The organism is Pseudomonas sp. AIG (genome assembly GCF_977020205.1).
Genome location: NZ_CDROCK010000038.1, coordinates 59,809 through 71,104 on the forward strand (window position 1 = coordinate 59,809; position 11,296 = coordinate 71,104).

Here is an 11,296-nt window from a genome sequence, read left to right on the forward strand (position 1 = left end):
TGCGCCATGCCCGTTGCGTTGATTACCGGTTGTTCCAGCGGCATCGGCCGCGCCCTCGCCGATGCGTTCAAAGCCGCCGGTTTCGAAGTCTGGGCCAGTGCGCGCAAGGCTGAAGATGTCGCGTTGCTGGCGTCTGCCGGGTTCACCGCCGTGCAACTCGACGTCAATGACAGCGCAGCGCTGGAGCAACTTGGCGAGCGGATCAACCAACAACACGGCGGTCTCGATGTGCTGATCAACAATGCGGGTTACGGCGCCATGGGGCCGCTGCTCGATGGCGGTGTGGCGGCCATGCAGCGCCAGTTCGAAACCAATGTGTTTTCGATTGTCGGCGTTACGCGCGCATTGTTTCCGGTACTGCGCCGGAGCAAAGGATTGGTGGTGAACATCGGCAGTGTTTCCGGCGTGTTGGTCACACCGTTTGCCGGTGCTTACTGCGCCTCGAAAGCAGCGGTGCATGCCTTGAGCGATGCGCTGCGCATGGAGTTGGCACCTTTCGGCATTCGCGTGATGGAAGTGCAGCCGGGGGCGATTCAATCGAGTTTTGCCAAAAACGCCGGGCACGAGGCCGAGCAATTGATCAACGAGCAGTCGCCGTGGTTTCCGCTGCGTGAGGGCATTCGTGCGCGGGCCAAGGCGTCGCAAGACAAGCCGACGCCGGCCAGCGAGTTTGCCGCTGAGTTGCTCAAGGCTGTGCAGCAGAGCAAACCGCCACGCTTGATCCGCATCGGAAATGGCAGCCGCGCGTTGCCGTTGTTGGCGACGTTGTTGCCCAAGGGCTTGCTGGAATCGACGTTGATGAAGCGCTTCGGTTTGCGTGGGCGGCTCTGATTTAACTGGATGAAATTGCCAAATCGACCGATCAAAGTAGAATGCGCCGCACTTGAAGCAGCCAATGCTTCAAGTGAACCGGATAGCGTATGGAATCGCTGGCGCACGCACCGAAGCAAGGGAATTGCTGAACACTGATATCCCCCTCCCCCGGCCTTTCTTTGCGGAAACGTCGCTGCTTTGTTTGCCTGCCTGACGCCGCCCTGCGTTCGCTTCACTTCAGATCAGGACCAACTTTTGAAAGTTCTCAACGTATTGCCTGTGGCATTGCTCGCATGGCTGGCGGGCTGTTCGACTCAAGAAGTGCCCCTCAACGACACGCTGCCGAAATTGACCGCACAAGCGCTCTTGCCAGCCGTCACCGCAAACGAATACTGCAATCCGCAGATGGACAGCGACATTCTGTTTGGCACAGGTTTGCTGATGTTCGAAGACGGATCACGCGATGTCGCCCAAACTTGCCTGGTCATGGCAGCGCCGAAACACCCTCGGGCGTTTTGCTACCTGTCCAGAATGGTGATGCAGTCCGGCGACCTGAGCAAAAACAAAGACCTGGTCTTCAACTACACAGGTTATGCGGCTAAGCAAAATGACTGGTGCGCGGAGTACGGCATGTACGATATGTACAGTTCCGGCACTCTCGGGGCGAAGAAAGATGCCGCACTTGCCATGCGTTGGCTGCTGCGCTCCTCGCAACACGGTTATCCCGATGCCCGGAAGCAACTGATCAAGCAGTACGAAGAACAGGGCAATCTGGCCGAAGCATACGCGTGGAGCAAATTCCTCACCGACGCAGAGGACGCCCGCATCGGTGCCACACTCAAAACCCGGATGTCTGCGGCACAAATTGCCGAGGCCGACAAACGCTACAACGAGCTCGTCCCCCAGGTCGCCAGCAAGGCTGCCTTGGACGCCGAAGAACGGGCAGAGGACGTCGCCCGCTACTCCGCCCAGATCTATCAGGATTATCCGGATACCTTCAAGGGACTGACGTCCGCCGAACGTTATGCCTACATGAGTCAGTCGATCGGCGATGCAATGGACCTGCCATTCATCAGGAACCGTGATCATGTATTGATCTACATCGTGATCAATCGCGCCGCTCAGTTGAAAAAATCTGACGCAAACATTGCCAATGACCAGCGGATTGTCACCCTCATTGAAGACAAACGACTAACCGTCGATGAGACCATCGAGTCCGGACTGCGGGTGGTCAAAACGTTCTACCGATAACCCCGATCGCGAGCAGGCTCGCTCCTACAGTGGATCTTCTGCGTGACACAGATCCAGTGTAGGAGTGAGCCTGCTCGCGATGCAGACAACTCGGTCCATCAGTTATCCACAGCGCTCTGCTTTACCACGACCGTACAAGTAATCCCTGCCGCCAACAAAACACCCTCCGGCACTTCATCAATGTGAATCCGCACCGGCACTCGCTGGGCCAACCGCACCCAGTTGAACGTCGGGTTCACATCGGCGATCAACTCGCGGCTTTCCGGGTTGTCGCGGTCATAGATGCCGCGAGAAATACTTTCCACATGCCCCTTGAGCACTTCGCCGCTCATCAACTGCATGTCGGCCTTATCGCCGACTTTCACGTGCGGCAGTTTGGTTTCTTCAAAGAAGCCGTAAACCCAGAACGAGTTCATGTCGACCACGGCCATTTTCGCCTCGCCGATGCGCGCGTAGTCACCGCGATGCACATTGAGGTTGGTCACATAACCGTCGACCGCCGCGCGCACTTCAGTGCGTTTCAGGTTGAGTTCGGCGGCTTCCAGTTGCGCCTGCGCGTGTTGGTAATCGGCCAGCGCGGCGTCGGCGATGTTGCTGGCGTCGTCGCGGTTTTCCTTGGAGATCACCAGGTTGTCCAGATCGGCGCGGCGATGGGCGTTGACCTTGCGCATCTCCCACGTCGACTTACGCGAGGCGACCAGCGACTGCGCCTGTTTCACTGCGATGCGGTAATGCTCAGGGTCGATCTGCATGAGCAGATCACCCTTCTTCACCAGTTGATTGTCGCGCACCGGCACATCGATCACTTCGCCGGTGACGTCGGCGGCGACGTTGATGATGTCGGCGCGAACCCGACCGTCGCGGGTCCATGGTGTGTTCATGTAATGCTCCCACAACGTGCGGCCGATCCACAGCGCCAGGGCCAGCACCAGCAGGGTCGCGAGCAGGCTGAAAAACTTTTTCATCAGATCGTTCTCAACGGTAGACAGTCAGCGCCATGGCGCCGAACAGACAGGTAAACAGACTCAGACGCAGCAGCGCCGGGTGCCAGAAAAAACGGTACAGGTCGAACCCGGACAAAAACCGGTCCAGCGCCCAGGCCAGCGCCGCAGCAATGAAAAACATCAGGGTCATGGTCGGCATGTACACGCCGTGGAAGGCGATTTCACGAGGCATGGGCAAGTCCTTCGGGCTTGGCAACGGCGTAGGCAGCGAGCGGTGATTGCGGGTCGAGCAGCGAAGTGCGGATGAAGTGCAGATAGCTCTTCACCCGACGCAACGCCGAGGTATCGAAGTGTGGCGCGAACGGCTCATCAGTGGCCGCGACACGGCTGATCGCATGGTCGACCGCGACCAGTGCGCGTTCGAGATTGCTGGAGTTCGGTTGCAGAAACAGGCGCACCAGCGCGCGGCCCATCACACGGATAGCCTGGCGCCACGGCTGCGATTCGGCGTAGGCCGGGTGCACCGGGAGGATCGCCTGTTCCTTGCGCAGCTCGATGATCGCGTGGCCGACTTCCAGCACCACGAACATCCAGCGCAGCAGGTTCTTTTGCACCTTCGGTTGCCCGGCCGCGAGACCGTAAGCCTGATGCAGCAAATCGCGGGTGCGACTCTCGAAGCTGGAGGCCAGGCCTTTCAGTTTGCCGCTGATCGCGTAGACCACTTGGCCGCGCAGATCCTGCTCCAGACGCTTCCATAACCAGCGACTGTTCGGCGGCAAAATAATCGCACCTGCAGCGGCACACACCAGCATGCCCATGACCATGGCGATGTAGTCGTTGATAAAGGTATACGGGTTGTAAATGGTCAGGTTGTCCGGCACCGAACCGGTGCTGAAGAAGATCAGCAGACCGAGGCCGACCCCGGCGTATTGCGGCCTTGACGTGAGGAACGAGCCGAGCACGATCACCGGTGCGAGCATCACGCACAGCAGCGGGAAACCGTCGATCCACGGGAAGATGAAAAACATCTCGACGAAGCCGATAAGAGCCCCGAGGAACGTTCCACACGCCATCTGGAACGCCATGCGTTTGGGGTTCGGCGTGGCGGCGGAGAGGCCCACGGTGGCGGCGGCAATCAGCGTCATCGTCGCGCCACTTGGCCAAGCGGTGGCAACCCAATAACTGCCCAGCACAAGCAGAATGAACGAGGCACGAATGCCCGATGCAGCGGCGGCCCACCAGTTGGTTTGCGGGGTGAACGGTTCATCCCAGCGCTCGCGTTCGTGGCGGTGATCGGCCAATGAGGCGTGGGTCTGTGCATAACCGTGCAGGTCATCGACGAAGCGATAGAGCAATTCGTACGCGGTGTGGAAATCCAGTTGCTCGGCTTCGCTCGGATCGGTGTCCTGAAAGATTGCGCGCAAGGTTCGAACGCGTGCCGGCAGGCCTTCCTTGTAGGTCGCCAATGCCGTCGCCAAGCGGGCGGCATCGGGGCTGGTCAGGGCGCGGCCGCTGAAACCGTCGAGCACTTCGGCGAGATCCTGCAGACCGGGTCTGATCGCCGCGACGACGTGTTCTTCGCCATTGCCGCGCAGACGTTCAAGCAACTGATGCAGGGCATTGAAGCGCGTGGTGATGCCCATGAACTCGCTGTTCAAGCGGCTCAGGCGACCGTTGCGCCGACGCATGTGCGGGTCTTCGAACACGGTCACGCTGCGCAGGCCTTCGAGGCCCACGGCTTCAGCAATGAAGCGCACGTTGCTCGCCTCGAAAGACTCGGCTTTGCTGCGCCCGCGCAGGCCATCGGTGACGAATAAAGCGAACACACCGAAGCGCTGATACAAGGCGTTGCGCATGGCGGCACTGGCGGTTTGCGGCAAGATTGCGGCGCTGATCAGCGTAGAACAGAGAATCCCCAACGAGATTTCCAGCACTCGCCACACGGCGGCCATAAACGCGCCGTCCGGATGCGCCAGCGCTGGCAAGCCGACCATCGCGGCGGTGTAACCCGCGAGGACAAAACCGTACGCACGGAAGTTACGGCAACGTGCGGCACCCGCCGAGCAGATACCGACCCAGATCGCCAATGAGCCGAGAAACAGCTCGGTGTTTTGCGCGAACAAGGCGATCAGCGTGACCATCATCGCCGACCCGGCCAGCGTGCCGAGGAAGCGATAGAAACTCTTGGCGAACACCTGGCCGCTCTGCGGCTGCATGACGATAAACACGGTAATCATGGCCGTGCGCGGTTGCGGCAGTTCCAGGCGCATGGCCAGCCACAGGGTGAGGAACGCGGCGAGCAACACCTTGAAGATGTAGACCCAGGTCACGCCATCGCTGCGCGCCCAGTCGAAGAAACCCCGGCGCCATTCCAGGGAGTAGAGCCAGCGCAGAGGTGCGGGCAAGGGAGTCATTCAATGTACTCAAGAATATTCAGGTAAAACGCGGTCCCTGTAGGAGTGAGCCTGCTCGCGATAGCCATTTCACATTCAACATTTCTGTCGACTGAAACACCGCTATCGCGAGCAGGCTCACTCCTACAATGGGTTGTGTGTTCAATGCAGGAGTGTCGGGGTTTTCGGCGCTTGGGTTTTCTCGGCAGTCGGGACGTCGTCGCCGGCACCGAGGCCACCGCCCAGCGCAGTTACCAACTCGGCATGCGCACTCAACCGCGCCGCCTGCACCTGCTGCTGCACCTGCTGCTGCTTGAACAGCAACGTCTGCGCATTGAGCACATTGAGGTAATCGGTGAGGCCGCGTTGATAAGCGATCATCGCGATGTCGTAAGTCTTCTGCGCCGTGGCCACCGACTCGGCGGCGAAGCCTTGCTGCTTGTCCATGGACTCGCGGCGAATCAGTTGATCGGAGATATTCTTCAGCGCATTCACCAGCGTCTGGTTGTAATGCGCCACAGCGATGTCGTAACCGGCCGACGCCTCACCCAATTCGGCGCGCAACCGCCCTCCGTCGAAGATCGGCAGCGAGATCGCCGGGCCGACGTTGTAGTTGAGTTTCTTGCCGGTCAAAAACTCCAGCGCACCACCGCCGGTAGCCATGTAGCCGAGGCTGCCGACCAGATCGACGTTGGGGTAAAACCCGGCATGCGCCACATCGATGCCACGCGCCTGCGCCGCCACTTGCCAGCGACTGGCGACCACGTCCGGCCGCTGGCCGAGCAGTTCGGCGGGCAATGCCGACGGCAGTTTCAACGCTGCACCGAGCGACAGAGTCGGACGCTGCAACTGCGCACCTTCCCCTGGCCCTTTACCCGCCAGCGCTGCAAGTTGATTGCGACTGAGGGCAATCTCCTCATCCAGCGCATCGATTTGCCGATGGGTTTCCGGCAACGGCGTTTGCGCCTGACTGACTTCGAAGTGCGTACCAATGCCGCCATTCAAACGCTTCTGCGCCAGATCGAGAATCTGCTGTTGCTGTTTGAGCGTCGCCGCGACGATGTCGCGTTGCGCGTAATGCAGCGACAGTTCGATGTAGGCGCGAACGATGTTGTTCTGCAATTCCAGCTGCGCCAGTCGCGCCTCGGCGGCGCTCATGTGCGCCAGATCCACCGCCCGCTCACTGGCATTGCTTTCTCGGCCCCAGAGGTCGAGGGCGTAGCTGAAACCCAGCGCGGCGTTGTTGTCCCAGGTGGTGGTGTTGGCCAGCTCGCCGGGGCCGTAGAACTGATCGGTCGGCCAGTTGTGGCGTTTGAGGGTCGACTCGCCATTGATCTGCAACGACTCGGCCGCCTCGGCGACACCGGCCATGGCTTTCGCCTGACGCACTCGCGCGGCGGCCATGGCCATGGTCGGGCTGCCTTGCACGGCGAGGTCGATCCAGCGATTGAGTTGCGGGTCGCCGTAGGCTTGCCACCATTGTGCAGTAGGCCAATTGGCGTCACGGGCGGCGTGGGCGATGGCGTCGTCGGTGGCCAGTGAATTGGCCTCCAACGCCTTGCCCTGTGGAGCAATTCCGTCCGTTGAGATGCAGCCGCTGAGACCCAGAGTAAAAGCCAGAACACTGAGCGGCAAAAGCGCTCTGTTGATGCGACGCGGCACAGCTGCGAATTCCTGAGAGAGGGGTAGATCGAGGACCCGTGTAGGCGCTGCCGCAGGCTGCGATCTTTTGATCTTGATTCCCTTAAACCAAAATCAAAAGATCGCAGCCTTCGGCAGCTCCTACAGGGATCGGGGCAATTCTAGGGAAGGCCCTGTACGGCGATAAGCTGGGATTTCTGTGAATCTTTGTTACGGTTAACGAGATAATCCTTAAGTCTGGGGTCTCAGCCCCCGAAACTTCGTGTCACAATTTGCCATCTCCCTTGAGAGCACCCCATGGACACTTTGCAAAACATGCGCGCCTTCAGTTGCGTGGCCGAAGCCGGCAGCTTCACCGCCGCCGCCGTGCAACTCGACACCACCACCGCCAACGTCTCGCGCGCGGTCTCCAACCTGGAAGCCCACCTGCAAACCCGCTTGCTCAACCGCACCACTCGGCGCATCGCCCTCACCGAAGCGGGCAAACGCTACCTGCTGCGCTGCGAACAGATTCTGGCCTACGTTGAAGAAGCCGAAGCCGAAGCCAGCGACGCCCACGCGCGCCCGGCCGGGCAATTGAAAGTGCACACGATGACCGGCATCGGCCAGCACTTCGTCATCGACGCCATCGCCCGCTACCGCAAGACGCACCCCGACGTAACCTTCGACCTGACCCTGGCCAACCGCGTGCCGGACCTGCTCGACGAGGGCTACGACGTGTCCATCGTGCTGGCCAGCGAACTGCCGGATTCGGGTTTTGTTTCGCAACGGCTGGGCATCACCTACAGCATCGTCTGCGCCTCACCCGCCTACGTGAAAGCCAACGGCGCCGCGCAAAAGCCCAGCGACCTGCTCAACCACGCCTGCCTGCGCCTGGTCAGCCCGGTGATCCCCCTGGAAAAATGGGCCTTCGACGGCCCGGAAGGCCAGGAAATGGTCACCATCAACAGCTCGCCGTTTCTGGTGAACTCCGCCGACGCGATGAAAACCGCGATCACCAGTGGCATGGGCGTAGGCGTGTTGCCGGTGTATGCGGCGATCGAAGGCTTGCGCAACGGCACGCTGGTGCGGGTCATGCCGAACTACCGCTCGCAAGAGCTGAACCTGTATGCGATCTACCCGTCGCGGCAATATCTGGATGCGAAGATCAAGACGTGGGTCGAGTATTTGCGCGGGTCGTTGCCGGAGATTCTCGCGGCGCACCAGGCCGAATTGGCCGCTTACGAATTAAGCGGCAGCCTCGCTGGCGTGCGTGTTGCCAACTGATTTTCAACACACCAAGAACCCCGTAGGAGCTGCCGCAGGCTGCGATCTTTTGATCTTGATGTTTAATCGCAGCCTACCGCAGGGCCTACAAAAACGGGGATTTCGCGGATGTTTCCGACAGGTTTTGACGGTTGTTCGTCGGAAGTGCGGTGGCTAGGATTTGGGTGTCGCTGATGCTTCAGCGACCGGGTCTGGAAAACCCGATTTCAACTACCAAAGCTCATGGCATACTGCGGCGCTTTTTAGCTCGCAATGTTATGGCGGCTGCGCGCGGGAGGCCCTTGGGCCTGCCGGTTTTGGTGAGTTGACCGGTTTTTCCAGTCCGCGCACAGCTGCCACCCTTTCGCCTGGAAAACGAAAAGTGGCAGCTTCAACTCAACTTGCCACGAGTATGTTTCCTATGTTCAAACCAACGCCTAATCCACCTGAAACCGACGACACCACCCCCTACGAATTCCCCGGCTCAAAGAAATTCCACGAAGCCGCCGAACGCGCCCTCGACCACTACCTAAAACCCAACGCACTCACCCTGCGCTTCCACAAACCCAGCACCATGTTCCAGGTCGCCCCGGAACAGGACAGCGAAAGCCTGCTGGTCCACGCCTGCGAATCACTAGCCCAAGCCAGCCTGATGACCAGCGACATCGCCGCCTACATCGACCTGCCGCAACGACGCACGATTCTGGCGATTCAGCAGATCATCATGCTTGCTGAACTGGCGGTGAATCGGGTGCTGGATAACCACGAAATCCCGCAACCTCCGGCACACAGCTAAAAGCCCCTCACCCTAACCCTCTCCCGGAGGGAGAGGGGACTGACTGTGGTGTTTGGCAGAGTTACGCCGACGTGAAATACCGAGTCGAACTCAGGTTCTGAAAGGCCCGAAAATCGGCTCCCTCTCCTAGGGGAGAGGGCTGGGGTGAGGGGTAAATTCACCGCAAAACAAAAGCCGAGCGCGTGTCTTCACCTTTCACCGTCGACTGCTGCCATGGCCAAACCTTAAACGTAAAATCATCTTCGCGCAGATCAGCCAGAGCCTGCGGTCGCCGGACTTCCCGTTTAAAAATCAAGCAATCCACTCCTACGACAACTCCTACGAAAACCAGGAATCTGCGGATGTTTCCGACAGGTTTTGACGGTTGTCCGTCGGAAGTGCGGTGGCTAGGATTTGAGTGTCGCTGACGAATCAGCGACCGGACTTGGTCGTCCGGGTTTAGAATGGCGCACTTTTTCAAGCTTGCTTAATGGCGAACTGTGCGTGGGAGGGCTTTGGCCCTGCCGGGTTTCCATTCCCTGGTCGACCAACCCGCGTACAGTTCGCCACCCTACTGCTTGGTCGCAGTACGTGACGAACTCCACATCCCGAATGGAGTTTCACAATGTTCAAACCAACGCCTAATCCACCTGAAACCGACGACACCACCCCCTACGAATTCCCCGGCTCAAAGAAATTCCACGAAGCCGCCGAACGCGCCCTCGACCACTACCTAAAACCCAACGCACTCACCCTGCGCTTCCACAAACCCAGCACCATGTTCCAGGTCGCCCCGGAACAGGACAGCGAAAGCCTGCTGGTCCACGCCTGCGAATCACTAGCCCAAGCCAGCCTGATGACCAGCGACATCGCCGCCTACATCGACCTTCCTCAACGGCGCACGATTCTGGCGATTCAGCAGATCATCATGCTTGCCGAACTGGCAGTGAATCGCGTACTGGATAACCACGAAATCGCGCAATCCCCGGCACATAGCTGAAAAGCCCCTCACCCTAACCCTCTCCCGGAGGGAGAGGGGACTGACCGTGGTGTTTGGGAGAGTTACGCCGACGTGAAATACCGAGTCGAACTCAGATCTAGAAAACCCTGTAAGTCGCCTCTTTCTCATCGGGGAGGGCTGCGGTGAACGTCTGAAATGCGTGTTCCACCGGCGGACGAAAATTCAACTTTGACGGAATCAATCAAGTCCGAAGCGTTATGATTGACACACCCAATATAGCCAAATGACATAGCAAACCTGTCAGATCTGACAGTACCTTTTTATCTGCTTCAAGCGAACAATGTCGGTGTAGTCCCCTTAAATTAAAGGAACAAGACATGACCATTACAAAAGATACATTTGAAGGACGTAACGAGTCAGGGACCGGCGTTGTGAGCGCCAGAATCAAAGATTACTTCACCAACCAATTTGAAGGAAAACCCAGCATCTTTGTGAGTGATGGAGAGTTGGTGGCATTAAAGGCAATTTATCAAAAATCCACGAGCACCTCATTTTCAATTTACTTGATATTTGATGCAAACATCGAAAAAGGGAAACATTTCTTCACGGAGAGATTTCCTTGCCCGTTTAGCTTTTCGTACACAGAACATAACCATACAAAAGGCTATACCAGCATTAAAGATGAAGGCTCAATTGAAGTCATCGAGTTCGACATTGACAAGGGGCTTTTCAAAGCCACTTTCAACTTCACCTTTAAGGACTTCGACAATAACAATAAGAAGCACCAGATACATGACGGCCATATTGATGTCCAAGGCCTTGAGATTATCGAGGGGTGAAGGCACTGGCCACTCAGATTGCAAAGTCTGACTCAAGTGCAGGCACGAGCGGGTATCAGCTGAAGTTGCTTGCCAAATTGGTGGTGAATCGCATGCTGGATAACCACGAAATCCCCCAATCCCCGGCACACAACTAAAAGCCCCTCACCCTAACCCTCTCCCAAAGGGAGAGGGGATCAACCGTGGTGTTTGGGCCGGCTACGCCGACGTGGGATACCGCGTTGAACTCAGATTCTGAAACAGATCAAAAGCCCCTCACCCTAACCCTCTCCCTAACCCTCTCCCAGAGGGAGAGGGGACTGACCGAGGTGTTTGGGAGAGATACGCCGACGTGCGATACCGCGTTGAACACAAATCAAACGCCGAACACCCCACGCTTTTCACCACTCAATAGGCCGAGTGTCAGCTCGCCTGCTCTTGATCTTGATCCACGG

The 11,296-nt window shown here is 58.4% G+C and carries 10 protein-coding genes; 6 read left to right on the plus strand and 4 right to left on the minus strand.

Annotated features, from left to right (window positions below; genetic code table 11):
* Positions 1–6: 6 nt before the first annotated feature.
* Both ACWR1S_RS20795 and ACWR1S_RS20800 read left to right on the plus strand, forming a co-directional pair.
* Entirely contained in the window at positions 7–831 is an 825-nt protein-coding gene (locus ACWR1S_RS20795) for an SDR family oxidoreductase (protein ID WP_454564797.1), read from the plus strand.
* 237 nt (positions 832–1,068) lie between these two features.
* On the plus strand, positions 1,069–2,064 hold the full coding sequence (locus ACWR1S_RS20800; RefSeq protein ID WP_454564798.1) for a sel1 repeat family protein: 996 nt from the start codon (positions 1,069–1,071) through the stop codon (positions 2,062–2,064).
* Positions 2,065–2,162: 98 nt separating this feature from the next.
* Here ACWR1S_RS20800 and ACWR1S_RS20805 read toward each other — a convergent pair whose 3' ends face one another.
* The 4 genes from ACWR1S_RS20805 to ACWR1S_RS20820 all read right to left on the minus strand — a co-directional run bounded on the left by ACWR1S_RS20805 (position 2,163) and on the right by ACWR1S_RS20820 (position 7,063).
* Positions 2,163–3,029: an efflux RND transporter periplasmic adaptor subunit gene (locus ACWR1S_RS20805; RefSeq protein WP_123594989.1), complete on the minus strand. Its 867-nt coding sequence runs from the start codon at positions 3,027–3,029 to the stop codon at positions 2,163–2,165.
* Positions 3,030–3,039: 10 nt separating this feature from the next.
* Positions 3,040–3,240: a DUF1656 domain-containing protein gene (locus ACWR1S_RS20810; protein ID WP_015096751.1), complete on the minus strand. Its 201-nt coding sequence runs from the start codon at positions 3,238–3,240 to the stop codon at positions 3,040–3,042.
* Entirely contained in the window at positions 3,230–5,422 is a 2,193-nt protein-coding gene (locus ACWR1S_RS20815) for an FUSC family protein (protein WP_454564799.1), read from the minus strand. Before ACWR1S_RS20815 ends, ACWR1S_RS20810 begins: the two co-directional genes overlap by 11 nt.
* A 141-nt stretch (positions 5,423–5,563) precedes the next feature.
* Entirely contained in the window at positions 5,564–7,063 is a 1,500-nt protein-coding gene (locus tag ACWR1S_RS20820) for an efflux transporter outer membrane subunit (protein WP_454564800.1), read from the minus strand.
* A gap of 276 nt (positions 7,064–7,339) precedes the next feature.
* On the opposite strand from ACWR1S_RS20820, the gene ACWR1S_RS20825 reads away from it, so the two are divergent.
* From ACWR1S_RS20825 to ACWR1S_RS20840, 4 genes are all read left to right on the plus strand, one after another.
* Positions 7,340–8,308, plus strand: a complete 969-nt coding sequence (locus tag ACWR1S_RS20825; RefSeq protein ID WP_102900633.1) for a LysR family transcriptional regulator — start codon at positions 7,340–7,342, stop codon at positions 8,306–8,308.
* Positions 8,309–8,708: 400 nt separating this feature from the next.
* Complete coding sequence (locus ACWR1S_RS20830; RefSeq protein WP_454564801.1) at positions 8,709–9,083, plus strand: DUF6124 family protein; 375 nt, start codon at positions 8,709–8,711, stop codon at positions 9,081–9,083.
* 604 nt (positions 9,084–9,687) lie between these two features.
* Positions 9,688–10,062 carry a DUF6124 family protein gene (locus ACWR1S_RS20835; protein ID WP_454564802.1) on the plus strand — a complete coding sequence of 125 codons (375 nt, stop codon included), beginning with the start codon at positions 9,688–9,690 and terminating at the stop codon, positions 10,060–10,062.
* Positions 10,063–10,400: 338 nt separating this feature from the next.
* Positions 10,401–10,862: a hypothetical protein gene (locus ACWR1S_RS20840; protein WP_454564803.1), complete on the plus strand. Its 462-nt coding sequence runs from the start codon at positions 10,401–10,403 to the stop codon at positions 10,860–10,862.
* The last annotated feature ends 434 nt before the right edge of the window (positions 10,863–11,296 follow it).